Here is a 26,644-nt window from a genome sequence, read left to right as displayed (position 1 = left end):
TAAAGGAGAGGATCAATGCGATGGCCACGCCAAAGAAGGTAATAAACACGGAAGCAAGAGCGCTAGTGATAGATGAAGCGCTGGCGCTGCAGCACCCGGCAATGTACCGTCGGCACGAGTGGGCGCAGAGCCATAAATCAGCCCTGCGACTGCCGGTAGATTTTGCTGAGGAGATCCTGAGTCACAAACTCTTTTTTCTTTATGGTCAGCTTCCGTTACCTTCCAATATGAAAACGCCGGGAGGTTATCCCGGCGTTTGCTTTACTCTTCGTTAGTCTGCTCTGGCGCAGCGCTGCCGCTTGGTTTACGGCGTTTGCCAACGTTCTTGGCATCGCGGTGACGGACCTTCACACGCGGTTTTTCTTTGTCTTTCTCTTTCTTCTTCTCGGCGCGTTTAGCGAGCACTTTCTTCGACGGTTTGCCGGTCATTTTTTCGCTAGGTGCGCGCGTCGTCGGACGCAGTTCGTCAATGACGCGAGATTTCAGCGGCTCTTCGACATAGCGGCCGATTTTCAGCAGCAGCAGGTGATCGTGCGTTTCCACCAGAGAAATCGCCGTCCCTTTACGACCGGCACGGCCGGTACGGCCGATACGGTGCAGGTACGTATCTGCGCCGCGCGGCATGTCGAAGTTGATGACGTGGCTGACGTCGGGAATATCGATCCCGCGCGCAGCAACGTCGGTTGCAACCAGCACGTTGACGCGGCCGTCGGTCAGACGCTTAATGCCTTCGGTACGCTTAATCTGCGGCATCTCGCCTTCGAGATAGCAGTTGTTGATCCCCGCCTGACGCAGGATTTCCGCCAGTTCGTGCACACGCTCGCGCTTACGCACAAACACGATGGTACGGGTGGCATCTTCCTGCTTCAGCAGGTGTTTCAGCAGCTCAACCTTGTGCTCGAAGTTATCGGCGCGATAGTACCACTGATGAATTTTCTTACGCTCGCGGGTCGACGGTGTTGCAGACACTTCTACCGGATCTTCCAGCAGACGCTCGGCAAAGTCTTTAATCGCTTCACCTTCGAGGGTTGCGGAGAACAGCAGCGTCTGTTTACGCCAGCGGGTTTCACCGGCGATATGCTCGATATCCTGGGCGAAGCCCATGTCCAGCATACGGTCTGCTTCGTCGAGGATCAGTGTTTCAACGGCGCGGCAGTCGAAGTTTTCTTCTTTAATGTACTGCAGCAGACGACCGGTCGTCGCCACCACGATATCCTGGTTTTCGCTGAACACTTCGGCGTGGTTCATATACGCAACGCCACCGGTGATGGTCGCGATATCCAGGTGCGTGTTTTTTGCCAGCTCGCGAGCATGATCGGCGACCTGCATCGCCAGTTCACGCGTAGGCGTGAGGATCAGGATGCGCGGCGGGCCAGATTTTTTGCGCGGAAAGTCGAGCAGGTGCTGCAACGCAGGCAGCAAATACGCCGCTGTTTTACCGGTGCCGGTTGGCGCAGAACCGAGAACATCACGTCCATCGAGCGCAGGCGGAATGGCGGCAGCCTGAATGGCAGTCGGGCGTGTAAAGCCTTTATCCTGGAGGGCTTCCAGAAGGCTTTCGTCAAGTTCAAGTTCGGAAAAAGTCGTTACAGTCATGATTACCTCTGTGTGAGGCGCTGATTATAGACGTTACGGCTCTAATCTTCATCTGTTTGTATGGCTATCTGTTCTCGGGTATTGTGCATATCAATAAAAGCTTATGCAGTTCCCCTGGCAAGGTTGACCATGATCTCTGATTCTAAATCCGCGCTGCGCCGCAACGGATTTACCTTTAAGCAGTTTTTTGTCGCTCACGATCGTTGTGCCATGAAGGTCGGTACGGACGGTATTTTGCTGGGTGCCTGGTCACCCATAGCGAGAGTTACCCGGATCCTCGATATTGGCGCTGGCAGCGGTTTACTCGCGCTGATGCTGGCGCAGCGTACCGATGATAGCGTGGCGATCGACGCCGTTGAGCTGGATGAAGACGCCGCGGAGCAGGCGCGTGAAAACGTGGCTGAATCCCCATGGGCGGAACGTATTCAGGTACATACGGCAGATATTCAGCAGTGGGTTGCCGGGCTGACCACGCGCTATAACCTGATTGTCAGCAACCCGCCTTACTATGAGCAGGGGGTGGAGTGCGCAACGCCGCAGCGTGAGCAGGCGCGTTACACCACCTCACTCGACCATGAAGCGCTGTTGGCCTGCGCGGCGAACGCGATTACCGAAGATGGTTTCTTCTGCGTGGTGCTGCCGGAAAATATCGGCCAGACGTTTACCCAACAGGCGTTATCGATGGGCTGGCATTTGCGCCTACGCACCGATGTGGCGGAAACGGAGATGCGCCTGCCGCATCGGGTATTATTGGCGTTTTCACCGAAGGGGGGGGAGTGCTTTAGCGACAGGCTGGTGATCCGTGGGCCAGAGCAGCAGTATTCAGAAGGCTACACAGCACTGACCCAGGCGTTCTATCTATTTATGTGAACCAGCGGAGAGAGCACCGACGGGCCCGATTCGGCTAACAGCTCCGGGTAGTCCAGCGTGTAGTGTAGGCCACGGCTCTCTTTGCGCATCATCGCGCAGCGCACGATAAGCTCGGCTACCTGCACCAGGTTACGCAGCTCCAGCAGGTTGTTCGACACGCGGAAGCGGGAATAGTACTCGTCCAATTCCTGCTGCAGCATGGTGATACGGCGCAGCGCGCGCTCCAGCCGTTTGGTGGTGCGCACAATGCCGACGTAGTCCCACATAAAGAGGCGCAGTTCGTGCCAGTTATGCTGAATCACCACCAGTTCGTCGGAGTTTTCCACGCGGCTCTCATCCCACGCGGGCAGTTTTTCGGCCTGACGCGCATACGGCATGCGCTTATGAATATCTTCCGCCGCTGACCAGCCGTATACCAGGCACTCCAGCAGCGAGTTGGATGCCATGCGGTTGGCACCGTGCAGCCCGGTATAGCTCACTTCGCCGATGGCATAGAGCCCATCAACGTCGGTACGACCGTAGTCGTCAACCATCACGCCGCCGCAGGTATAGTGCGCCGCTGGCACAATCGGCACTGGCTCTTTGGTCAGGTCGATCCCCAGGCCCAGTAACTTGTCATAAATCATCGGGAAGTGCTGACGCACAAAATCTTCCGGTTTATGGCTGATGTCGAGATACATGCAGTCAACGCCAAGGCGCTTCATCTCATGGTCGATGGCGCGTGCGACGATATCACGCGGTGCCAGCTCGGCACGTTCGTCAAAGTCCAGCATAAATCGGCTACCGTCCGGGCGCTTCAGGTGTGCACCTTCACCGCGTAACGCTTCGGTCAGCAGGAAGTTACGCGCCTGCGGATGGTACAGCGCGGTAGGGTGGAACTGATTGAACTCGAGGTTCGCTACGCGGCAGCCCGCGCGCCATGCCATGGCGATACCGTCTCCAGAGGATATATCCGGATTGGTGGTGTACTGATACACCTTCGAAGCGCCACCGGTCGCCAGCACAACCGATTTCGCCGCGCAGGTTTCAACCTTCTCTTTATTACGATCCCAAATCCAGGCGCCAACCACACGGCGGGTGCCAGGCAGGCCAACTTTATCTGAGATGATTAAGTCAACGGCGTTGCTGCGTTCCAGAATGCGGATGTTGGGGTGGTTAATGGCTTTGCTGACCAGGGTGTTTTCGACTTCGCGCCCGGTAGCATCGGCAGCATGCAGAATACGGCGATGGCTGTGCCCGCCTTCGCGTGTCAGATGATAACTTTCTTCCCCGTTTGCCTGTATCTGGGTGTCAAACAGCACGCCCTGATCGATAAGCCACTGCACGCAGTGTTTGGCGTTGCTGGCAACAAACGACACAGCCTGGCGATCGCAAATGCCGGCACCGGCAATCAACGTATCATCGATATGCGATTCAATGCTGTCCGTCTCATCGAAGACGGCGGCAATACCACCCTGGGCATAGAAGGTTGAGCCTTCGCTGATCGGCCCTTTGCTCAGCACGATAACCGAACTGTGCTCTGCCAGACGGAGTGCCAACGACAAGCCTGCTGCGCCGCTACCGATAATCAGTACATCACAAGAAAGTTCTGGAAGTGAGTTCATCATTTTTGTTTAATTTACTAAACACGGTAAGCGGAGAGTAGCACTATAAAAGCGACATGGGCAGGGTTTTTTTGAGCTATGGTTGTAATGACTAAACATTTGATGGGGAAATGGAGGGGATGGGAGAATGAATAATAAGAGGAACGCTATGAGTTTTAAGACGTATTTATGATGAAATAAAAGCCGGGTTACGTTACTCTTCTCGGGATTTGCGTTTTTATTTCGCAACTTACGTATTGGTAGGCATCAGCAGACTTATAATGATAGACAATGAACGGTCTGAGCTAAACAAAAAACAAAGCGTAACGGAACTTTACGAAATTCGAACACTCTAAGTCCCTGCTTGCTCGTAATGCAGTGGTGGAGTGGCATTCTGATTACGCATGGGAATAAGGTTTGGGGAGACATTACCTCGGATGAGCGAGCAGTTAACGGACCAGGTCCTGGTTGAACGGGTCCAGAAAGGAGATCAGAAAGCTTTTAACCTACTGGTAGTGCGCTATCAGCATAAGGTTGCGAGCCTGGTTTCCCGCTATGTGCCCTCTGGCGACGTGCCGGATGTGGTGCAAGAGTCTTTTATTAAGGCCTATCGCGCGCTGGATTCTTTCCGGGGAGATAGTGCTTTCTATACGTGGCTGTACCGCATTGCGGTCAACACGGCTAAAAATTATCTGGTTGCTCAGGGTCGTCGCCCGCCGTCCAGTGATGTTGACGCGAACGATGCCGAAAACTTTGAAAGCGGTGGCGCTTTGAAAGAAATTTCGAACCCTGAGAACTTAATGTTGTCAGAAGAACTGAGACAGATAGTTTTTCGTACCATTGATGCGCTTCCGGAAGATTTACGCATGGCAATTACCTTGCGGGAGCTCGATGGCCTAAGCTATGAAGAGATAGCGGCCATCATGGATTGTCCGGTTGGTACGGTTCGTTCACGTATCTTCCGTGCGCGAGAAGCTATCGATAATAAAGTTCAACCGCTTATCAGGCGTTGATGGAAGCGGGATACTGGAAAAGGTATTAGGCATGCAGAAAGAACAACTTTCCGCCTTAATGGATGGTGAAACGCTGGATAACGAGCTGCTGACAGAGTTGACGCGCTCGGCAGAGTTACAGGAAACCTGGTCAAGCTATCACCTGATCCGCGATTCGCTTCGCGGCGACACGGGTGACGTGCTTCACTTCGACATTTCCTCTCGCGTAATGGCCGCCATCGAAAATGAGCCGGTTCGTCTTAAGACAGCGCCGCTTATTCCTGAAGCCCAGCCAGCACCGCATCAATGGCAGAAGATGCCATTCTGGAGCAAGGTTCGTCCATGGGCCAGTTCGCTTACCCAGATGGGCGTGGCAGCTTGCGTATCGCTTGCTGTTATTGTCGGCGTTCAGCACTATAATGGGCAACCGGAATCCTCCCAACCTGAATCACCGGTATTCAACACGCTGCCGATGATGGGTAAAGCCAGTCCGGTTAGTCTGGGGGGTCCTTCGGACGCGTCGGCAGGCAGCACCGGGCCGCAACAGGTTCAGGAACAGCGCCGTCGCATTAACGCTATGCTGCAGGACTACGAATTGCAGCGTCGCTTGCATTCAGAACAGCTTCAGTTTGAGCAGGCACAAACCCAGCAAGCGGCTGTTCAAGTGCCAGGCTATCAAACTCTAGGAACGCAATCGCAGTAATGAAGCAACTTTGGTGTGCCATGTCCCTTGTGGCTGGTAGCCTGTTCTTCACCGCCAACGCCTCGGCTGATGTATCGTCCGGGGCGTTGTTGCAGGAGATGAATCTGGCCAGCCAGTCACTCAACTACGAGCTGTCGTTCGTCAGCATTAATAAATCAGGCGTCGAATCACTGCGCTATCGTCACGTGCGCCTTAACGGCCAACCGCTGGCGGAGCTGCTGCAGATGGACGGCCCACGCCGCGAAGTGGTCCAGCGCGGCAGTGAAATCAGCTACTTTGAGCCGGGGCTCGATCCCTTCACGCTGAACGGCGACTACATCGTCGACTCGCTGCCTTCCCTGGTTTATACCGATTTCAAACGCCTTGCGCCTTACTATGACTTTATCTCCGTAGGCCGTACGCGTATTGCCGACCGCATGTGCGATGTGATTCGCGTCGTGGCGCGTGACGGTACGCGCTATAGCTATATCGTGTGGATGGACTCTGAAAGCAAGCTGCCAATGCGCGTAGACCTCCTCGACCGTGACGGTGAGACCCTCGAGCAATTCCGGGTAGTCTCGTTCTCCACGGGCGACCAGGTCAGCACCAGCATGCAGGGGCTGGCGAAAGCCAACCTGCCGCCGCAGCTCTCCTTGCCAACGGGCACTAGCGCTACCTTTAACTGGTCAGCAAGCTGGTTGCCGCAGGGCTTTAAAGAGGTTTCCAGCAGCCGCCGTACGCTGCCAAGCGTCGATAGTCCGGTTGAATCCCGTCTCTATTCTGACGGCTTGTTTAGCTTCTCCGTGAACATCAGCCGCGCGACGGCCAACAGCAGCGAGCAGATGCTGCGCACCGGTCGCCGTACGGTCACCACGACCATCCGTAACCAGGCCGACATCACGATTGTTGGCGAGCTTCCGCCGCCAACGGCGAAACGGGTTGCTGACGGTATTCAATTCAAGGGTGCGCAATGATTAAAGAGTGGGCCACCGTTGTCGGCTGGCATAACGGCGTTGCGCAGGTTAGCTGCGACGTAAAAGCCTCCTGCAATAGCTGCGCATCACGTGCGGGCTGTGGTAGCCGCGTGCTGAACAAGCTGGGGCCGCAGACGACCCACACGATTTCCGTGCCTAGTGCTGAGCCGCTGGTGGCCGGGCAAAAGGTCGAACTGGGGATCACCGAAGGCAGCCTGCTTGGCTCAGCGATGCTGGTCTACATGTCACCGCTGCTGGGGCTGTTTGTGGTCGCGGCGCTGTTTCAGGTGCTGTTCGGCACCGACATTGCGGCGCTGTGCGGCGCAGTGCTCGGCGGCGTGGGCGGGTTCTTGATTGCCAAAGGCCTCTCGCCTCGGCTCGCCGCGAAAGAAACCTGGCAGCCCATCATCATCAGCGTGGGGCTTCCGCCCGACCTGATTCGCACCGCATCCTCAACCGAAATGAGCCAGTGATTACGCTGGCTTTATTATTTTTGGAACGCTTCTCGCAGGAAGCGCTATGCTTGCGGGAAGAGCATTTCCTGGTTACGCGGTTGTAGTGTAGAATGCGGCGTTTTCGAACGACAATAATGTCAGGCTCCGTACCGCGGCCTCAAAGTATCCGTAAGGCATAAATATTTTAATATATGAAGAATATACGTAACTTCTCCATCATTGCACATATCGACCACGGTAAATCGACGCTGTCTGACCGCATTATTCAGATTTGTGGTGGCCTTTCCGACCGCGAAATGGAAGCCCAGGTTCTGGATTCAATGGATCTGGAACGCGAACGTGGTATTACCATCAAAGCGCAGAGCGTGACGCTGGACTTTAAATCAGCCAACGGGGAAACCTATCAGCTGAACTTTATCGACACCCCAGGCCACGTCGACTTTTCTTATGAAGTTTCCCGTTCTCTCGCGGCCTGTGAAGGCGCACTGCTGGTGGTTGACGCCGGGCAGGGCGTAGAAGCGCAGACGCTGGCGAACTGCTATACCGCCATGGAAATGGATCTGGAAGTGGTGCCGGTTCTGAATAAAATTGACCTGCCAGCCGCAGACCCAGAGCGCGTAGCGGAAGAGATTGAAGATATCGTCGGCATCGATGCCACCGACGCGGTACGCTGCTCGGCGAAAACCGGCGTGGGCGTGACCGACGTGTTGGAACGTCTGGTGCGCGACATTCCGCCGCCGGAAGGCGATCCGGAAGGCCCGCTGCAGGCGCTGATTATCGACTCCTGGTTCGATAACTACCTGGGCGTGGTCTCGCTGGTGCGTATTAAAAACGGCACCATGCGTAAGGGCGACAAAATTAAGGTGATGAGTACCGGTCAGGTCTACAACGCCGACCGTCTGGGCATCTTCACGCCGAAACAGGTTGACCGTACCGAGCTGAAATGCGGCGAGGTAGGCTGGCTGGTTTGCGCCATTAAAGACATCCTCGGCGCACCGGTGGGCGATACCCTGACCCAGTCCCGTAACCCGGCTGACAAACCGCTGCCAGGCTTTAAAAAGGTAAAACCTCAGGTTTATGCGGGTCTGTTCCCGGTAAGCTCTGATGACTACGAAAACTTCCGTGATGCGCTCGGCAAGCTGAGCCTGAACGATGCTTCCCTGTTCTATGAGCCAGAAAGCTCTACGGCGCTGGGCTTCGGCTTCCGCTGCGGCTTCCTCGGCCTGCTGCACATGGAGATCATTCAGGAGCGTCTGGAACGTGAATACGATCTGGATCTGATCACCACCGCGCCAACCGTAGTGTATGAAGTGGAAACCACGGCAAAAGAGACTATCTACGTTGATAGCCCGTCCAAGCTGCCGCCGCTGAACAACATCTACGAACTGCGTGAGCCAATCGCGGAATGTCACATGCTGCTGCCGCAGGCTTATCTCGGCAACGTGATCACCCTGTGTATCGAGAAGCGTGGCGTACAGACCAACATGGTTTACCACGGTAACCAGGTGGCACTGACCTATGAAATCCCGATGGCGGAAGTGGTGCTCGACTTCTTCGACCGTCTGAAGTCGACCTCCCGCGGCTATGCGTCGCTGGACTACAACTTCAAACGTTTCCAGGCCTCTGACATGGTTCGCGTTGATGTCCTCATCAACAACGAACGCGTCGATGCTCTGGCGCTGATTACGCACCGCGATAACTCGCAGAGCCGTGGCCGTGAACTGGTTGAGAAGATGAAAGATCTGATCCCTCGTCAGCAGTTTGATATCGCGATTCAGGCGGCTATTGGCACGCACATTATCGCGCGTTCAACCGTCAAGCAGCTGCGTAAAAACGTTCTGGCAAAATGCTACGGCGGCGATATCAGCCGTAAGAAAAAGCTGCTGCAAAAACAGAAAGAGGGTAAAAAGCGAATGAAGCAGATCGGTAACGTCGAGCTGCCGCAGGAAGCCTTCCTCGCCATTCTGCATGTCGGTAAAGACAACAAATAATCTCTAAGGAGTTGGCATGGCGAACATGTTTGCCCTGATTCTGGTGATTGCCACACTGGTCACGGGCCTGTTGTGGTGCGTTGATAAGTTTATCTTCGCGCCCAAGCGGCGGGAACGCCAGGCGGCAGCGCAGGTTGCCACCGGCGAAGCGCTGGATAAAAAGACGCTGAAGAAAGTGGGCCCGAAACCGGGCTGGCTGGAAACCGGCGCGTCGGTCTTCCCGGTGCTCGCCATCGTGCTGATCGTACGTTCATTTATCTATGAACCGTTCCAGATCCCGTCTGGTTCGATGATGCCAACGCTGCTGATCGGCGACTTTATCCTGGTGGAAAAATTCGCCTACGGGATTAAAGATCCGATTTACCAGAAAACGTTAATTGAAACCGGCCATCCGAAACGTGGCGACATTGTGGTGTTTAAATACCCGGAAGACCCGCGTCTTGATTACATCAAGCGTGCCGTGGGTCTGCCAGGGGATAAAGTCACTTACGATCCGATTGCCAAACAGGTGACCATTCAGCCAGGATGCAGCTCTGGTCAGGCGTGCGGTAGCGCGCTGCCGGTCACTTACTCCAACGTTGAACCGAGCGATTTCGTCCAGACCTTCTCCCGCAGCAACGGCGGTGAAGCGACCAGTGGTTTCTTTGAGATGCCGCAGGGTGAAAGCAAAGCCGACGGCGTACGCCTGACGCAGCGCCAGGAGACGCTGGGTGATGTTAATCACCGTATCCTGACCGTACCCATCGCGCAGGATCAGGTCGGCATGTATTACCACCAGTCAGGTTTGCCGCTGGCAACCTGGATCGTCCCACCGGGCCACTACTTCATGATGGGTGACAACCGCGACAACAGCGCGGACAGCCGTTACTGGGGCTTTGTGCCGGAAGCGAACCTGGTCGGTAAAGCTACCGCTATCTGGATGAGCTTCGAAAAACAAGAGGGTCAATGGCCAACCGGCGTGCGCTTAAGCCGCATCGGTGGGATCCATTAATTCTTAGTCTGACTTCACGTGGCGGCTGAATAGCCGCCACGTGAATTATTTCGTGTTTTAATCCATTCAAACTAACGACATCCCTTGTCGTTGCGTATAGAATATCCCCCCGAAGTTTCGGATGTCTCTTATCTGGGACACGGCACACGAAACCGCATTGGTTTCCTTCAGGTCTGTTTCGTGTGCTGCATTTTTGACGCATTTATTTATTTGGTATCGCATGAACCCCATCGTAATTAATCGGCTTCAACGGAAGCTGGGCTACACTTTTGTTCATCAGGAACTGTTGCAACAGGCATTAACGCACCGCAGTGCCAGCAGCAAGCACAACGAGCGCTTAGAATTTCTGGGCGATTCAATTTTAAGCTATGTGATCGCGAATGCGCTCTATCACCGCTTCCCACGCGTGGATGAAGGCGATATGAGCCGTATGCGTGCGACGCTGGTTCGCGGCAATACGCTGGCGGAAATCGCCCGTGAATTTGAGCTGGGTGAATGCCTGCGCTTAGGGCCGGGTGAACTGAAGAGCGGCGGCTTCCGTCGGGAATCTATTCTCGCGGATACGGTTGAAGCGCTGATTGGCGGGGTGTTCCTCGACAGCGATATTCAGAACGTTGAGAAGCTGATCCTCTCCTGGTACCAGACGCGTCTGGATGAAATCAGCCCAGGCGATAAGCAAAAAGATCCGAAAACGCGCCTGCAGGAATATCTGCAGGGTCGTCACCTGCCGCTGCCGTCTTATCTGGTGGTTCAGGTGCGCGGTGAAGCACACGATCAAGAATTTACTATCCACTGCCAGGTTAGCGGCCTGAGTGAACCGGTGGTCGGCACAGGTTCCAGTCGTCGCAAGGCGGAACAGGCTGCCGCCGAACAGGCGTTGAAAAAGCTGGAGCTGGAATGAGCGAAGAAAAAACTTACTGCGGATTTGTTGCCATCGTCGGTCGTCCGAACGTCGGCAAATCCACGCTGCTGAACGAACTGCTGGGGCAGAAGATCTCCATCACTTCCCGTAAAGCGCAGACTACGCGTCACCGTATCGTCGGTATTCATACCGAAGGCGCGTACCAGGCTATCTACGTTGATACCCCGGGTCTGCACATGGAAGAGAAGCGTGCGATCAACCGCCTGATGAACAAAGCGGCGAGCAGTTCCATCGGTGACGTTGAGCTGATCATTTTCGTGGTTGAAGGCACCCGCTGGACGCCTGACGACGAGATGGTGCTGAACAAACTGCGCGGCGGTAAAGCGCCGGTGATTCTGGCCGTGAACAAAGTGGATAACGTTCAGGAAAAGGCGGATCTGCTGCCACACCTGCAGTTCCTCGGCAGCCAGATGGACTTCCTCGATATCGTACCGATGTCTGCAGAGACCGGCCTGAACGTGGATACCATCGCGAGCATCGTGCGTAAGCACCTGCCTGAGGCGATTCACCACTTCCCGGAAGACTACATCACCGACCGTTCACAGCGCTTTATGGCCTCTGAAATCATCCGTGAAAAACTGATGCGTTTCCTGGGCGCAGAGCTGCCGTACTCGGTCACCGTTGAAATCGAACGCTTCGTCTCTAACGAACGCGGCGGTTATGACGTCAACGGCCTGATTCTGGTTGAGCGTGAAGGGCAGAAGAAGATGGTGATTGGTAACAAAGGTTCCAAGATTAAAACCATCGGTATTGAAGCCCGTAAAGACATGCAGGAGATGTTCGAGGCACCTGTTCACCTGGAACTGTGGGTGAAAGTGAAATCTGGCTGGGCCGATGACGAGCGCGCACTGCGTAGTCTCGGTTATACCGACGATCTCTGAGAATAACCCCCGATGGAAGGCTGGCAGCGCGCTTTCGTCCTGCATAGTCGTCCCTGGAGCGAAACCAGTTTAATACTGGACGTCTTCACGGAAGAGTCGGGTCGCGTGCGCCTTGTTGCTAAAGGCGCACGTTCCAAACGCTCCAACCTCAAAGGTGCGCTTCAGCCCTTTACCCCTTTATTAGTTCGCTTTGGCGGGCGTGGCGAAGTCAAAACGCTGCGCAGCGCGGAAGCTGTCTCGCTGGCACTCCCTTTAAGCGGTATTACGCTCTATAGCGGCCTGTACGTTAACGAGTTGCTCTCTCGCGTACTTGAGCACGAAACCCGCTTCTCTGAACTGTTCTTCGATTACCTGCACTGCATTCAGGCGCTGGCCGGTGCCACGGGCTCACCTGAGCCTGCGCTGCGTCGCTTTGAGCTGGCGCTGCTGGGGCATCTTGGCTACGGCGTGGATTTTCTCCACTGCGCGGGTAGCGGCGATGAGGTCGATGACACCATGACCTATCGCTACCGTGAAGAGAAAGGGTTTATCGCAAGCGTCGTGATTGATAACAACACCTTTACTGGGCACCACCTGAAAGCGCTGGCAAACCGGGAATTTCCTGATGTGGATTCGCTGCGCGCCGCGAAACGCTTTACCCGCATGGCGCTGAAGCCGTATCTTGGTGGCAAGCCGTTAAAGAGCCGCGAGCTGTTTCGCCAGTTTGTACCAAAGCGGTAACTCCTATTGCACTTATCCCGCTTTTCCCGCTCGCCACTTAGGGGAGAGGGCCGGGGTGAGGGGAAACGAAAGTTAAAATAAAGACACGAGGATTGTCATGGCTGAATTACTGTTAGGCGTCAATATTGACCACATTGCCACCCTGCGTAACGCGCGCGGCACCGCTTACCCCGATCCGGTTCAGGCGGCATTTATCGCCGAACAGGCCGGTGCAGATGGCATCACCGTGCATTTACGCGAAGACCGTCGCCACATCACCGACCGCGACGTGCGCATTCTGCGTCAGACGATGGACACCCGCATGAACCTGGAGATGGCCGTCACCGAAGAGATGCTGACCATCGCCTGCGAAACCAAGCCGCATTTCTGCTGCCTGGTACCGGAAAAGCGCCAGGAAGTGACCACTGAAGGCGGTCTGGACGTCGCCGGTCAGCTCGACAAAATGCGTGATGCCTGCAAGCGTCTGGCCGATGTGGGCATCCTGGTGTCGCTGTTTATTGATGCGGATAACGCGCAGATTAAGGCCGCGGCCGACGTTGGCGCGCCGTATATCGAAATCCACACCGGCTGCTATGCTGATGCCACTACCGATGCTGAACAGGCGAAAGAGCTTGAGCGCATCGCGAAAGCGGCAACCTATGCCGCCAGCCTGGGGCTGAAGGTGAATGCCGGTCACGGTCTGACCTACCACAACGTCAAAGCCATCGCGGCGCTGCCGGAAATGCATGAGCTGAATATTGGCCACGCGATTATTGGCCGCGCGGTAATGACCGGCCTGAAAGAGGCGGTAGCCGAGATGAAACGTCTGATGCTGGAAGCGCGCGGGTAATGGCGATTCTGGGGCTTGGGACCGACATCGTCGAGATCGCCCGCATTGAAGGGGTGATCGCCCGTAGCGGCGATCGTCTCGCGCGACGCGTGCTCAGCGACAATGAATGGGCTATCTGGGAGACGCACCAGCAGCCGGTGCGTTTTCTGGCGAAGCGCTTTGCGGTGAAAGAGGCCGCTTCAAAAGCGTTAGGCACCGGCATTCGCAACGGCCTGGCGTTCAACCAGTTCGAAGTCTACAACGATGAGTTGGGTAAACCGAAGCTGAGACTCTGGGGTGAAGCGAAGCGGTTAGCGGAGAGAATGGGCGTGGCACATATGCATGTGACGCTCGCCGATGAACGCCACTACGCCTGTGCAACGGTGATTATCGAAAGCTAGATTTTGTCCGCGTGATGCATCTGGACGAATTTATCCCACAGCTGCTCTTCGCTCTCTGAATGTGCCGGATCCTTAAGAATGGTATTCGGGATCGGGCACACTTTCTGACAGGTTGGCGTGTCGTAATGGCCAATGCACTCGGTGCAGCGATCGCTGTTGATCTCGTAGATGCTATCACCCATCGAAATCGCCTCGTTCGGGCATTCCGGCTCGCACATATCGCAGTTGATACATTTTTTGGTGATTAACAGCGCCATCAGGACATTCTCAGAAACGAAATAAACAGGGCGCGCATTATACGCTCATTTTAACGCCAGGCCATACCTTTTCTGTGGTAATAGCACCGCCGATCAAACCAGCTTTTTCACCAGCGCTTCGCTATGACGAATGCGTTCCGGCGCGTTTTCTAGATCCTGCTGCACCAGCCCCATAAACAACAGATCCGTCAGCATCATCTGCGCGCTGGTTGAAGAGATAGCTGCGCTGCGCGTCGCCTGCTCTTCGGCAATGGTGTACAGGCAGTGCGTCGCCCGTTGCTGAAGGGCATTGGGGGAAAAGCCGGTGATCGCCACCACTTTACCGCCTACGCGCAACATCTCATCGGCAGCGAGATTAATCTCCCGGCGCGCCCCGGAGTAAGAAATCGCCAGCATCACATCATCCTGGGTCATCGCCTGCACGGTAGCCAACAGGGCGTGCATGTCTTGCTCGGAAACGGCGTTCAGGCCGATTTTCATCAGCTTCCAGCTAAAGTTACGGGCAACTAACCCCGATGCGCCAATGCCTGTCAGCACGATACGACGCGCGCTGCGCAGCATATTGACCGTCTCCAGCAGCTTGTCTTCGGTGTTCACGTCGAGCGAGGCATGCATCGCCGCGACGTTATCTTTAATCAGCTTTTCGCCGACCAGGCGAAGCGGGTCGTCGCCGCAAATCTGGTTATGTACCGGGACGGAGTGCGGGTTGACGTTGCTGGCGAGTGCATCACTCAGCGCCAGTTTAAGCGCCGGGAAGCCTTTAAAGCCAAGCTTCTGGGCGAACTTCACCACGCTGGATTGGCTCACACCCGCCTGGCTGGCGAGCTGCTGGGAGCTTAAATGGCGGGCTAAATCCGGCTGTGCCAGAATGAAATCAGCCAGCTTTCTGTCGCTTTGCGCCAGCTGCGGGTAACGCTGACGAATACTCAGTAAACAATTCATAATAACCTCACGGGCACAATGACCACGATGTGCCAGGCCACCATTCTGCTCGTTTGCAAGAATTTTGTATTCTATTATAACGGAATATATCGAATTAAATGTGCTATGTGATTGTAAATTAGCAGCAATTTTCGGAGGGTATCGCTATCGGGCGAAACCTGAGGGGCTATCTGGTAGTCTGGTCACGAATGAATTGATGATAACGGGAGATGCATTTGGTCAGTCACTGTCGCCGCGTGGTGTTTTTCGACCTCGACGGTACGCTGCATCAGCAGGATCTCTTCGGCGCTTTTTTACGCTATCTATTATGCCGATTACCGCTTAACGCCTTACTGGTGATGCCCTTGCTGCCGATCGTTGGCGCGGCGATGCTGGTGAAGGGGCGTGCGGCGCGCTGGCCGGTAAGCGTGCTGCTGTGGGGAAGTACTTTTGGCCGACGCGAGGCAACGCTAAAGGCGCTAGAAGCGAGCTTCACCCTCTGGTTTCGTGCGACCGTCACGCCGTTTCCCGTCGTGCAGCAGCGGCTGGACGGCTATCTCCAGCATCAGGATGCCGATGTCTGGCTTATCACCGGGTCGCCGCAGACGCTGGTGGAACGCGCCTATGCCGATGCACCCTGGATGACGCACGTCAACCTGATTGGCAGCCAGATGCAGCGGGGGTTTGGCGGGCGGGTGCTGTCAGTTCGCTGCCTGGGCCATGAAAAAGTGGCCCAGCTTGAACAGCGCCTCGGTGCGCCGTTACGCTTGTACAGCGGCTATAGCGACAGCAAGCAGGATAACCCGCTCCTCTTTTTTTGTGAGCATCGCTGGCGGGTCACTGCGCGCGGCGAGCTGGAGCAACTGGAATAGTCGGCGCTGCGCTTTGATGGATATTGTGTATAATGCGCGGCGTTTTATCATCTGGAGTCCTCACGTTGTCCGACACTGAACTGAACCACGAATACTGGATGCGCCACGCGCTTGTACTTGCCCGCCGAGCCTGGGATGAAGGCGAAGTGCCGGTAGGCGCCGTACTGGTTCACAATAATCAGGTGATAGGTGAGGGCTGGAACCGTCCGATTGGGCGTCACGATCCCACCGCGCACGCGGAGATCATGGCGCTGCGTCAGGGCGGCCTGGTGCTGCAAAACTATCGGCTGATAGATACCACGCTGTATGTGACCCTGGAGCCTTGCGTGATGTGCGCGGGGGCGATGGTGCATAGTCGTATCGGCAAACTGGTCTTCGGCGCTCGCGATGCCAAAACCGGCGCGGCGGGTTCGCTGATTGATGTGTTGCATCATCCAGGAATGAACCACCGCGTTGAGATCACCGAAGGGGTGCTGGCTGAGGATTGCGCGGGAATGCTGAGCGATTTCTTCCGCGAACGGCGGCAGCAGAAAAAAGCGTTAAGGCAGGCAGAAAAGGGCTGCTAGTTTTTCGAGGTGAAGCGCAGCAGCGGCGTATCGCTGTTATCGCGATCGCCTCGACGCAGGAATGAAAATATCCCCGTATCATTTTCACTATGCTGTAGCTCATTTGGCGAAACGGTAGGATAGGCTTGCGCTATCGCCATCTCTTCCTCTGCTTTTTTCTCTTTTTCCTGCAAATACCCCACCAGGCTTATCTGATATTTACGGATATTTTCGACGTAGGCATAGGCTTCATGCCCGCGGGCATAGCCGTAGGTGAGTTTGCTGTACCACTGTTTCTGGCTGAGTAACGGCAGTCGCTGCTTCACGTCGGCCCAGCTGTCCGGGTTACCCTTCTGTTTAGCAGTGAGGGCGCGGGCATCCAGCATATGGGCGTAGCCCATGTTATAGGCCGCCAGCGCAAACCAGATTCGCTCCTCTTGCGGCACGCTGTCCGGTACCTTGCCCATCATATCCTGCAGGTAGCGCATCCCGCCGCTGATGCTCTGCTCGGCATCGGTACGGTCGCTCAATCCCAGGCTCTGGGCGGTGTTTTTGGTGAGCATCATCAGGCCACGCACCCCGGTTGGCGAGGTGGCAAGCGGATCCCAGTGGGACTCCTGATAAGAGATAGCCGCCAGCAGCTTCCAGTCGATTTCGCTGGCGTACTTCTCAAACAGCGGTTGCAGGTCAGGCAGCACGCTATCTACCGCGCGCAGGAAGGTGCGAGTATCAACATAGTCGAAGTCGTCGCCATGGCCGAGATACTTCTCTTCAAGGCGGGCAAGGGTGCCGTCTTCATTTATGTTGTCGAAGAAATCAAGCATTGCAGCGGAAAGCGTATTGTCGTCGTCCTGCAGGCTAAACCAGGTTACCGGCTGTTCGTCGGTCACGTCGAGGGCAACCGCCAGTTCCGGGTGTACGCGCTGAAACAGACCAATCGCCACTGAATCAGCAATGGTGTAATCAAGCTTGCCGTCGATCACCGCCTGCATCAGGTCGGCGGAGCTGCGTTTCTCATCGACGGTCCAGCCGAGGTCCGGGTATTTGTTCGCCTGTAGGTTTTGCAAATCGCTGATGACCACCTGGCCTGGGGCAATGGTGAGCTGGTCTGCGGAGACGCTGCTAAGGCTGCGTGGACGCGTATTACCAACGCGATACACCAACTGTTGTGATACCGAATAGTAAGTCGGCCCCGCCTGGTAGCTTTTTACGCGCTCGCTGTTATAGACCAGACCGGCGGCCAGCATGTCGGCGCTGCCGTTATCGAGATCGTCAAACAGCTGGCTGATGTTCTGTCGCACCGTCACTTTCAGCTTCACGCCCAGGTAGTCGGCAAACTGCTGGGCGAGCTCATAATCGAGCCCGTAGTCCTTATTATTGACGACGGTGTAGGTCAGCGGAGATTGCACGGTACTGATGCGCAGCTCCCCCCGCTCTTTGATAGCGGCGATGCGATTCTCTGGTTTTCCAAACCAGGGAAGAGAGGGCCAGAGCGCCGCTGCGAGCAGCAACGTCACAAAGCCGATAAGCAGGTAATTAATCTTTAGTTTTTTCAAATGGTTAATTCACTGCGCTGTCAGAGATTGTTCCAGATAATCTAAAGCCTTGTTATAGAATGAGCGGCATTTTGCTTAACATTGCGCCAGTTGGCAACTTATTCGAGATATACGTCACATCTATTGATAAAGAAAAGAGATGTGTTTATTTCGACGCAAACGGTTTCGTCGGGGCGCAGGATTCTCTATAATAGCGCCCGTTCTCCCCCATTGCGCACACTGAAAGCTGAGAAGACGAGAGACTTATGATGGAAATTCTGCGTGGTTCGCCTGCACTGTCTGCATTTCGTATTAACAAACTGCTGACGCGGTTTCAGGCAGCCAACCTCCCGGTAAGCAACATTTACGCCGAGTATGTCCATTTTGCCGACCTGGACGCGCCGCTTAATAAAGAAGAGCGAGCCCGACTTGAGCGACTGTTGCAGTATGGTCCAAGCCTCAATAGCCATAACCCTACCGGTAAACTGCTGCTCGTCACCCCTCGCCCTGGCACCATCTCCCCCTGGTCTTCAAAAGCTACCGATATCGCCCACAACTGCGGCCTCTCACAGGTTCTGCGCCTTGAGCGCGGCGTGGCGTACTATGTTGATGCCGCTAGCCTGACCGCCGAACAGCTGAGCGCCGTGGCGGCCGAACTGCACGACCGCATGATGGAGAGCGTATTTGACTCGCTGCAGGATGCCGAAAAACTGTTTGCTCACCATCAGCCGGCACCGGTTGCCAGCGTGGACCTGCTGGGGCAGGGCCGTCAGGCGCTGATCGACGCCAACATCCGTCTTGGCCTGGCGCTGGCGGACGACGAAATTGACTACCTGCAGGATGCGTTCACTAAATTGGGCCGCAACCCGAACGACATCGAGCTCTACATGTTCGCGCAAGCGAACTCTGAGCACTGCCGTCACAAGATTTTTAACGCCGATTGGATTATCGACGGTAAACAGCAGCCGAAGTCGCTGTTTAAGATGATCAAAAATACCTTCGAAACCACGCCGGATCACGTGCTGTCTGCCTATAAAGACAACGCCGCGGTGATGGAAGGCTCTGAAGTGGGCCGTTACTTCGCCGACCATAAAACCGGTCGTTACGATTTCCATCAGGAGCCTGCGCATATCCTGATGAAGGTGGAAACCCATAACCACCCGACGGCAATTTCTCCATGGCCGGGCGCTGCAACCGGCTCCGGCGGTGAAATCCGCGACGAAGGGGCAACCGGTCGCGGTGCCAAACCAAAAGCGGGGCTGGTGGGCTTCTCCGTGTCTAACCTGCGTATTCCTGGCTTTGAACAGCCGTGGGAAGAAGATTTCGGTAAGCCGGATCGTATCGTTACCGCACTGGACATCATGACCGATGGCCCGCTGGGCGGCGCGGCGTTCAACAACGAATTTGGACGTCCGGCGCTGACCGGCTACTTCCGTACTTACGAAGAAAAAGTGAACAGCCACAACGGCGAAGAGCTGCGCGGTTACCACAAACCGATCATGCTGGCAGGCGGGATCGGCAACATCCGAGCCGATCACGTACAGAAAGGTGAGATCGTGGTAGGGGCGAAGCTGATCGTCCTCGGCGGCCCGGCGATGAACATTGGCCTGGGCGGTGGTGCTGCCTCTTCAATGGCTTCCGGACAGTCCGATGCTGATCTCGACTTCGCTTCCGTACAGCGCGACAACCCGGAAATGGAACGTCGCTGCCAGGAAGTTATCGACCGCTGCTGGCAGCTGGGCGATGCCAACCCGATTCTGTTTATCCACGACGTGGGCGCGGGCGGTCTGTCTAACGCCATGCCGGAACTGGTGAGCGACGGTGGGCGCGGTGGTAAATTCCAGCTGCGCGACATCCTCAGCGATGAGCCGGGCATGAGCCCGCTGGAAATCTGGTGTAACGAATCTCAGGAACGCTACGTACTGGCGGTCGCCGCCGATCAGCTGCCGCTGTTCGACGAACTGTGCAAACGTGAACGTGCTCCGTATGCGGTGATCGGCGAAGCCACCGAAGAGAAACATCTGACCTTGAGCGATAGCCACTTCGACAACCAGCCAATCGACATGCCGCTGGACGTGCTGCTTGGCAAAACGCCGAAGATGACTCGTGACGTGCAGACGCTGAAAGCGAAAGGCGAAGCGCTTGCCCGTGAAAATATCACGCTAGCCGACGCGGTGAACCGCGTATTGCACCTGCCAACCGTGGCGGAAAAAACCTTCCTCGTGACCATCGGTGACCGTACGGTGACCGGTATGGTCGCGCGCGACCAGATGGTTGGCCCCTGGCAGATTCCGGTAGCGAACTGCGCGGTGACCACCGCTAGCCTCGACAGCTACTACGGCGAAGCGATGTCTATCGGCGAACGTGCGCCGGTTGCGCTGCTGGACTTTGCTGCCTCCGCCCGTCTGGCAGTAGGCGAAGCACTGACCAACATTGCCGCAACCCAGATTGGTAACATCAAACACATTAAGCTCTCGGCAAACTGGATGTCAGCTGCAGGTCACCCTGGCGAAGATGCCGGTCTGTACGAAGCGGTGAAAGCGATCGGCGAAGAGATGTGCCCGCAGTTGGGCCTGACCATTCCGGTGGGCAAAGACTCCATGTCGATGAAAACCCGCTGGCAGGAAGGCAACGAACAGCGCGAGATGACCTCGCCGCTGTCGCTGGTGATTTCCGCCTTTGCTAGCGTTGAAGACGTGCGCCACACCATCACGCCGCAGCTGGTAACCGAAGATAACGCTCTGCTGCTGATTGACCTCGGTAAGGGTCATAACGCGCTGGGCGCCACGGCACTGGCGCAGGTTTACCGTCAATTGGGCGATAAGCCGGCCGACGTCCGTGACGTGGCACAGCTGAAAGGCTTCTACGAGGCGATTCAGGCACTGGTTGCACAGCGTAAGCTGCTGGCCTATCACGACCGTTCCGACGGTGGCCTGCTGGTTACCCTGGCTGAAATGGCCTTTGCCGGTCACTGCGGCGTGGAAGCTGACGTGGCAACCCTCGGCGACGATCGTCTGGCGGCGCTATTCAACGAAGAGTTGGGCGCGGTGATTCAGATTCGTGCTGCAGACCGTGAAGCGGTAGAGGCGATTCTGGCGGCCAACGGCCTGGCTGATTGCGTGCACTTCCTCGGTAAAGCCGTTGAAGGTGACCGTTTCACCCTGACCGCTGACGGTCAGCCGGTATTCAGCGAAAGCCGCACTACGCTGCGTATGTGGTGGGCCGAAACCACCTGGCAGATGCAGCGTCTGCGCGATAACCCAGAGTGTGCCGATCAGGAACACGACGCGAAAGCCAACGATAACGACCCGGGCCTCAATGTGAAGCTCACCTTCGATATCGCCGCCGACGTCGCCGCACCTTACATCTCCACCGGGGCGCGTCCGAAAGTCGCGGTACTGCGCGAGCAGGGCGTTAACTCCCACGTTGAGATGGCGGCGGCCTTCCACCGTGCGGGCTTTGACGCCATTGACGTGCACATGAGCGACCTGCTGGCAGGGCGTACCGGTCTGGCAGACTTCCAGGCGCTGGTGGCCTGCGGCGGCTTCTCCTACGGTGACGTACTGGGCGCGGGTGAAGGTTGGGCGAAATCCATTCTGTTCAACAACCGCGTTCGCGATGAGTTTGCGACCTTCTTCCACCGTCCGCAGACCCTGGCGCTGGGCGTCTGTAACGGCTGCCAGATGATGTCTAACCTGCATGAGCTGATCCCGGGCAGCGACCTGTGGCCGCGCTTTGTGCGTAACCACTCCGACCGTTTTGAGGCGCGCTTCAGCCTGGTCGAAGTGGCCAGCAGCCCATCGCTGCTGCTCGCCGGTATGGAAGGCTCACGTATGCCAATCGCCGTCTCTCACGGTGAAGGTCATGTGGAAGTTCGCGACGGTGCGCATCTGGCTCAGCTGGAAAGCAAAGGGCTGGTGGCGCTGCGCTTCGTGGATAACTTCGGTAAAGTCACCGAAGCCTATCCGGCGAACCCGAACGGTTCTCCTAATGGGATCACCGCGGTAACCAACGAAAGCGGTCGCGTCACCATTATGATGCCACACCCGGAGCGTGTGTTCCGTACGGTTTCCAACTCCTGGCACCCGGAAAACTGGGGCGAGGACAGCCCGTGGATGCGTATTTTCCGCAATGCGCGTAAGCAGCTTGGTTAAGTTAGACGCTTAATGCATCAAGCCCCTCCTGGTGAGGGGCTTTTTTGTTTCTGCACATCCCTCATGCCGCGTTGCTCGGCTGGGCTACATTCGGTACGGCGAAGGTGTGTCGGGAAACCCCGACATTGGTGGTATTGCGCTGTCGCTAAATGGAGACATTTAATTCAATGATTTATAAGATATTTTTATTATGTGCCAATAGGTGTTGCTAATTAGCGACACAATGCCCAAAAACAGCCTTCACCACTTTTCTGACCTGTTTCATATATTTTCTATATTTATCATTGTGTTAATTTATTGTTTTGTATTATGGCACGCATCATGCATAATATTAACCAGTGGCTCATTCACCTTCTTATGTCAGCCCCTTCGGGACGTGCTACATAAACTTCGAATGACGCACAACAAGGTGCCTGCCGTCCAGCAACTGATAATAGCGTAGCTTTATCAACCATCGGGCGAAACGTTGAGTTAGGCACCGCCTTATTCCATAACAAAGCCGGGCTTCTGCCCGGCTTTGTTGTTTCTGGCCTTTCCCTCATCGATATCCTCAGTTAGCATTCCAGTACGTTGATTTACTGAGATACCTCTTTTGAAACGCCCCTCGCTCTCTCCACGATCGCTTCGCCAACTGGTGACGCTGGCTTTCCTGCTGATTCTGCTGCCGCTGCTGGTGCTTGCCTGGCAGGCATGGCAGAGCCTCAACATGCTCAGCGCGCAGGCCGAACAGACCAACCGCACCACGCTGATGGATGCCCGACGTAGCGAAGCGATGGCGAACGTTGCACTGGATATGGAGCGCAGCTACCGCCAGTACTGCGTGTTGGATGACCCGACGCTGGCGAAGGTTTACCAGAGCCAACGTAAGCGCTACAGCGACATGCTGGAGGCGCACGCGGGCGTGCTGCCGGACGACACGCTTTACCAGCGGCTGCGGCAGAATCTTCACGACCTGACGGCTCTACAGTGCACCAACAGCGGCCCGGAAAAGCAGGCGGTGGCGAAGCTTGAAGCCTTCTCCACCGCTAATGGTGAGCTGGTACAAGCTACCCGTACCGTGGTCTTCTCCCGTGGGCAGCAGCTCCAGCAGGCGATTGCCGAACGCGGCCAGTTCTTTGGCTGGCAGGCATTGGTGCTATTCCTGGTCAGCCTGGCGATGGTGCTGCTGTTTACCCGTATGATTATCGGCCCGGTGAAGGGCATCGAGAGCATGATTAACCGGCTGGGCGAAGGGCAGACGCTGGACGGTGAGGTGATGTTCCGTGGCCCCCGCGAGCTGCGCTCCGTCGGGCAGCGCATTATCTGGCTCAGCGACCGACTCTCCTGGCTGGAATCGCAGCGTCACCAGTTCCTGCGCCATCTCTCTCACGAACTGAAAACGCCGCTCGCCAGCATGCGCGAGGGCACCGAGCTGCTGGCTGACCAGGTGGTGGGGCCGCTGACGGCGGAGCAAAAAGAGGTGGTGGATATTCTCGACAGCAGTAGCCGCAATCTACAAACCCTGATTGAACAGCTGCTGGACTACAACCGTAAACTCAGTGAAACCGCCGTGCGCATGGAGTACGTCGCGCTGGCACCGCTAGTAGAGCTGGTGGTTTCTGCGCACAGTTTGCCGGCAAGGGCTAAACTGATGCACACGCTGGTCGACCTGCAGGCACCGGCTTGCCTGGCGGAACCGACTCTTCTGCTGAATGCGCTGGATAATCTCTACTCGAATGCGGTGCACTATGGCACTGAATCCGGTAACATTTATCTCCGCAGCCATCGGGACGGTTCGCGGATAGCCATAGACGTTATCAATACCGGAACGCCGATCCCGGATAGCGAAAAATTAATGATTTTCGAGCCTTTCTTTCAGGGGAGCCATCAGCGCAAAGGTGCGGTGAAGGGAAGCGGCCTGGGATTGAGCCTTGCACGCGACTCCGTTCGGAAAATGCACGGCGAACTACAGCTTCTCGACACCCAGGACGGCAACGTCTGTTTTCGCATCGAACTCCCGGTACCAGGGCTGGAAAAAACAACCACATGAATCGAAATCGAGTCACTATGCCCCAATTCTTAGCACGGACGAGTCGGATACCACGGCGGTGGTGCGGCGGGCTATTTGGGCTCACCTGCCTGATGCTCTCCGGATGTAATAGCGCACTGACGCCGCACAGTCTCGGCAGCAGCGCTGAAGGCAGCGAACCGCGCCAGCAGGTAGCGGATTATCTGTCGACTAACTGCGACGATATCTGGTCACTGGATGGCGATACCGCAGAGAACAACCCTCTTTACTGGCTGCGCAGCGTGGACTGCGCCAATCGTCTGTCTGCAGCTCGCGCACGCGCGGAAGCCAGCCCGCTGACGGCGGATACCTGGCAGGGCGCGTTTAAGCGCGGCATCCTGCTGGCTAATGCCAAAATAACCCCGACCGAGCGTCGGCAGGTGGTCACGGCGATTGATACCCTCAGCCCGCAAATTCCGGTCCGCATTCGCCCGCTGTACCAACTTTGGCGCGATGGGCAGGTATTGCAGCTGTCGCTGTCCGAAGAACGTCAACGTTACAGCAAACTGCAGGAGACCAGCGACGGTCAACTGGACGCGCTGCGCCTGCAGCAGCAACAGCTACAGGGTGAGCTGGACTTAACCACCCGTAAGCTGCAAAACCTGACGGATATCGAACGCCAGCTCTCTACCCGCAAACCGGGCGCCGATATGTCTCACGGCGCGGCATCTGACGAGGATAAGCATGACTAACCGTAAACCCGCGCATCTGCTGCTGGTGGATGACGACCCCGGCCTGTTGAAGCTTCTCGGGATGCGTCTGACCAGCGAAGGCTATCGGGTCGTTACGGCAGAAAGCGGCCCGCAGGGGCTCCGCGTGCTGGCGAAAGAGCGTATCGACCTGGTGATTAGCGACCTGCGCATGGATGAGATGGACGGCCTGCAGCTGTTCAGCGAAATTCAGAAAGTGCAGCCGGGGATGCCGGTGATTATTCTGACCGCCCACGGCTCTATCCCGGAAGCGGTCTCGGCGACCCAGCAGGGCGTGTTCAGCTTCTTAACCAAACCGGTGGATAAAGACGCGCTGTATAAAGCCATCGACGAAGCGCTGGAGCGCACGTCACCGGCAAACGATGAACGGTGGCGGGAAGCGATTGTCACCCGCAGCCCATTGATGCTGCGTCTACTTGAACAGGCGCAGATGGTGGCGCAGTCGGACGTCAGCGTGCTGATTAACGGCCAGAGCGGCACCGGGAAAGAGATCCTGGCGCAGGCCATTCACAATGCCAGCCCGCGCCACGCGAAGCCGTTTGTAGCCATTAACTGCGGGGCGCTGCCGGAGCAACTGCTGGAGTCTGAGCTGTTCGGCCACGCGCGCGGCGCGTTTACCGGCGCGGTCAGCCACCGGGAAGGGCTGTTCCAGGCGGCGGAAGGCGGTACGCTGTTTCTTGATGAAATAGGCGATATGCCCACGCCGCTGCAGGTGAAACTGCTGCGTGTGTTGCAGGAGCGCAAAGTGCGCCCGCTTGGCAGCAACCGCGATCTCGACATCAATGTGCGTATCATTTCGGCGACCCACCGGGATCTACCGAAAGCGATGGCCCGCGGCGAGTTTCGTGAAGATCTCTTCTACCGCCTGAACGTGGTGAACCTCAAGATCCCAACGCTTGCCGAACGCACCGAAGATATTCCGCTGCTGGCAAACTACCTGCTGCGTCAGTCGGCGGATCGGCATAAGCCGTTCGTGCGCGCCTTTTCCACCGACGCCATGAAGCGCTTGATGGCGGCTAACTGGCCGGGTAACGTGCGCCAGTTGGTTAACGTGATTGAGCAGTGCGTGGCGCTGACCTCATCGCCGGTCATCAGCGATGCGCTGGTTGAGCAGGCGCTGGAAGGTGAGAACACTGCGCTGCCGACCTTCGTGGAAGCACGCAATCAGTTTGAGCTCAACTACCTGCGCAAGCTGCTGCAAATCACCAAAGGCAACGTCACCCATGCTGCGCGTATGGCCGGGCGCAACCGCACCGAGTTCTACAAATTGCTCTCCCGCCATGAACTGGATGCGAACGATTTTAAAGAGTAGCACCCGAAATACGTCTGATTTATGATACGGTGAGCAACCGGTTACGCGATAAAAACGACAGGAACACCATGAAAAAGATTGATGCGATTATTAAACCCTTCAAACTGGATGACGTACGTGAGGCGCTGGCGGAAGTTGGCATCACCGGGATGACGGTAACGGAAGTGAAAGGCTTTGGCCGTCAGAAAGGCCACACCGAACTGTACCGCGGTGCGGAGTACATGGTGGACTTTCTGCCGAAGGTGAAAATTGAGATCGTGGTGACCGACGATATTGTCGATACCTGTGTGGATACCATTATCCGTACCGCGCAGACCGGTAAAATTGGCGACGGCAAAATCTTTGTCTTCGACGTGGCGCGCGTGATTCGTATCCGTACCGGCGAAGAAGACGACGCAGCAATCTAATCAGTAAAAGGCGGCCAT

The 26,644-nt window shown here is 56.3% G+C and carries 25 protein-coding genes; 20 read left to right on the top strand and 5 right to left on the bottom strand.

The annotated features are described in order from the left end of the window. Positions 1-20: 20 nt before the first annotated feature. Entirely contained in the window at positions 21-275 is a 255-nt protein-coding gene (locus FHC49_RS01340) for a hypothetical protein (RefSeq protein ID WP_220438336.1), read from the top strand. Here FHC49_RS01340 and srmB read toward each other — a convergent pair. Further along, entirely contained in the window at positions 262-1,596 is a 1,335-nt protein-coding gene (srmB, locus tag FHC49_RS01335) for an ATP-dependent RNA helicase SrmB (RefSeq protein WP_185670079.1), read from the bottom strand. The genes FHC49_RS01340 and srmB overlap by 14 nt on opposite strands. A gap of 132 nt (positions 1,597-1,728) precedes the next feature. Between srmB and trmN the strand changes: the two genes are divergently transcribed. Further along, positions 1,729-2,466, top strand: coding sequence for a tRNA(1)(Val) (adenine(37)-N(6))-methyltransferase TrmN (trmN, locus tag FHC49_RS01330; RefSeq protein ID WP_220438347.1), 738 nt, complete (start codon positions 1,729-1,731; stop codon positions 2,464-2,466). On the opposite strand, the gene nadB is transcribed toward trmN, so the two are convergent. Next, positions 2,451-4,070, bottom strand: a complete 1,620-nt coding sequence (gene nadB / locus FHC49_RS01325) for an L-aspartate oxidase (protein ID WP_220438348.1) — start codon at positions 4,068-4,070, stop codon at positions 2,451-2,453. The genes trmN and nadB overlap by 16 nt on opposite strands. 416 nt (positions 4,071-4,486) lie before the next feature. Between nadB and rpoE the strand changes: the two genes are divergently transcribed. The 11 genes from rpoE (at position 4,487) to acpS (ending at position 13,866) form a co-directional block, all read left to right on the top strand. Then, entirely contained in the window at positions 4,487-5,062 is a 576-nt protein-coding gene (gene rpoE / locus FHC49_RS01320; RefSeq protein WP_035893821.1) for an RNA polymerase sigma factor RpoE, read from the top strand. A gap of 31 nt (positions 5,063-5,093) precedes the next feature. Next, a complete protein-coding gene (gene rseA, locus FHC49_RS01315; RefSeq protein ID WP_220438334.1) occupies positions 5,094-5,744 on the top strand; it encodes an anti-sigma-E factor RseA in 651 nt (216 codons plus the stop codon). After that, entirely contained in the window at positions 5,744-6,697 is a 954-nt protein-coding gene (gene rseB, locus FHC49_RS01310) for a sigma-E factor regulatory protein RseB (RefSeq protein ID WP_185670081.1), read from the top strand. The genes rseA and rseB overlap by 1 nt, the downstream gene beginning before the upstream one ends. After that, complete coding sequence (gene rseC, locus FHC49_RS01305; protein ID WP_220438333.1) at positions 6,694-7,170, top strand: SoxR-reducing system protein RseC; 477 nt, start codon at positions 6,694-6,696, stop codon at positions 7,168-7,170. The genes rseB and rseC overlap by 4 nt, the downstream gene beginning before the upstream one ends. A 173-nt stretch (positions 7,171-7,343) precedes the next feature. Continuing rightward, positions 7,344-9,143 (top strand): translation elongation factor 4, encoded by a 1,800-nt coding sequence (lepA, locus tag FHC49_RS01300; protein WP_185670083.1) that lies wholly within the window; start codon positions 7,344-7,346, stop codon positions 9,141-9,143. Between the two features lie 16 nt (positions 9,144-9,159). Continuing rightward, a complete protein-coding gene (gene lepB / locus FHC49_RS01295) occupies positions 9,160-10,134 on the top strand; it encodes a signal peptidase I (protein WP_185670084.1) in 975 nt (324 codons plus the stop codon). Positions 10,135-10,354: 220 nt separating this feature from the next. Further along, a complete protein-coding gene (gene rnc, locus FHC49_RS01290; protein ID WP_015963393.1) occupies positions 10,355-11,035 on the top strand; it encodes a ribonuclease III in 681 nt (226 codons plus the stop codon). Beyond that, positions 11,032-11,937 carry a GTPase Era gene (gene era, locus FHC49_RS01285; protein ID WP_220438331.1) on the top strand — a complete coding sequence of 302 codons (906 nt, stop codon included), beginning with the start codon at positions 11,032-11,034 and terminating at the stop codon, positions 11,935-11,937. Before rnc ends, era begins: the two co-directional genes overlap by 4 nt. 12 nt (positions 11,938-11,949) lie before the next feature. Next, entirely contained in the window at positions 11,950-12,657 is a 708-nt protein-coding gene (recO, locus tag FHC49_RS01280; RefSeq protein ID WP_185670086.1) for a DNA repair protein RecO, read from the top strand. A gap of 97 nt (positions 12,658-12,754) precedes the next feature. Further along, positions 12,755-13,486, top strand: a complete 732-nt coding sequence (gene pdxJ, locus FHC49_RS01275) for a pyridoxine 5'-phosphate synthase (RefSeq protein ID WP_220438330.1) — start codon at positions 12,755-12,757, stop codon at positions 13,484-13,486. After that, positions 13,486-13,866: a holo-ACP synthase gene (gene acpS / locus FHC49_RS01270; RefSeq protein WP_220438323.1), complete on the top strand. Its 381-nt coding sequence runs from the start codon at positions 13,486-13,488 to the stop codon at positions 13,864-13,866. Before pdxJ ends, acpS begins: the two co-directional genes overlap by 1 nt. Here acpS and FHC49_RS01265 read toward each other — a convergent pair. Both FHC49_RS01265 and FHC49_RS01260 read right to left on the bottom strand, forming a co-directional pair. Next, complete coding sequence (locus FHC49_RS01265; protein WP_220438321.1) at positions 13,863-14,123, bottom strand: YfhL family 4Fe-4S dicluster ferredoxin; 261 nt, start codon at positions 14,121-14,123, stop codon at positions 13,863-13,865. The two genes, acpS and FHC49_RS01265, sit on opposite strands and share 4 nt — an antisense overlap. Positions 14,124-14,216: 93 nt before the next feature. Next, positions 14,217-15,065, bottom strand: coding sequence for a MurR/RpiR family transcriptional regulator (locus FHC49_RS01260; protein WP_185668866.1), 849 nt, complete (start codon positions 15,063-15,065; stop codon positions 14,217-14,219). Positions 15,066-15,280: 215 nt separating this feature from the next. Here FHC49_RS01260 and yfhb point away from each other — a divergent pair, with 215 nt between their 5' ends. Then, complete coding sequence (gene yfhb / locus FHC49_RS01255; RefSeq protein ID WP_185668935.1) at positions 15,281-15,916, top strand: phosphatidylglycerophosphatase C; 636 nt, start codon at positions 15,281-15,283, stop codon at positions 15,914-15,916. 32 nt (positions 15,917-15,948) lie between these two features. Continuing rightward, complete coding sequence (tadA, locus tag FHC49_RS01250; RefSeq protein ID WP_220438319.1) at positions 15,949-16,482, top strand: tRNA adenosine(34) deaminase TadA; 534 nt, start codon at positions 15,949-15,951, stop codon at positions 16,480-16,482. Here tadA and mltF read toward each other — a convergent pair. Next, complete coding sequence (mltF, locus tag FHC49_RS01245) at positions 16,479-18,017, bottom strand: membrane-bound lytic murein transglycosylase MltF (RefSeq protein ID WP_220438318.1); 1,539 nt, start codon at positions 18,015-18,017, stop codon at positions 16,479-16,481. The genes tadA and mltF overlap by 4 nt on opposite strands. Positions 18,018-18,262: 245 nt before the next feature. Between mltF and purL the strand changes: the two genes are divergently transcribed. The 5 genes from purL to glnB all read left to right on the top strand — a co-directional run bounded on the left by purL (position 18,263) and on the right by glnB (position 26,626). Continuing rightward, positions 18,263-22,150, top strand: a complete 3,888-nt coding sequence (gene purL / locus FHC49_RS01240; RefSeq protein WP_220438316.1) for a phosphoribosylformylglycinamidine synthase — start codon at positions 18,263-18,265, stop codon at positions 22,148-22,150. Between the two features lie 592 nt (positions 22,151-22,742). Then, positions 22,743-24,179 carry a HAMP domain-containing sensor histidine kinase gene (locus tag FHC49_RS01235; RefSeq protein WP_185668870.1) on the top strand — a complete coding sequence of 479 codons (1,437 nt, stop codon included), beginning with the start codon at positions 22,743-22,745 and terminating at the stop codon, positions 24,177-24,179. Between the two features lie 17 nt (positions 24,180-24,196). Further along, positions 24,197-24,889 carry a two-component system QseEF-associated lipoprotein QseG gene (qseG, locus tag FHC49_RS01230; protein WP_370631738.1) on the top strand — a complete coding sequence of 231 codons (693 nt, stop codon included), beginning with the start codon at positions 24,197-24,199 and terminating at the stop codon, positions 24,887-24,889. Continuing rightward, on the top strand, positions 24,882-26,219 hold the full coding sequence (gene glrR, locus FHC49_RS01225) for a two-component system response regulator GlrR (protein ID WP_220438314.1): 1,338 nt from the start codon (positions 24,882-24,884) through the stop codon (positions 26,217-26,219). Before qseG ends, glrR begins: the two co-directional genes overlap by 8 nt. A 68-nt stretch (positions 26,220-26,287) precedes the next feature. Next, entirely contained in the window at positions 26,288-26,626 is a 339-nt protein-coding gene (gene glnB, locus FHC49_RS01220) for a nitrogen regulatory protein P-II (RefSeq protein WP_002914032.1), read from the top strand. Positions 26,627-26,644 lie beyond the last annotated feature (18 nt).

Origin of the sequence: Kluyvera sp. EC_51 (assembly GCF_019584505.1) — a bacterium.
Classification (GTDB): Bacteria; Pseudomonadota; Gammaproteobacteria; order Enterobacterales; family Enterobacteriaceae; genus Kluyvera; species Kluyvera sichuanensis.
Note: the sequence above shows the minus strand (reverse complement) of the source record. Positions and strands in the feature narration are given on the sequence as shown.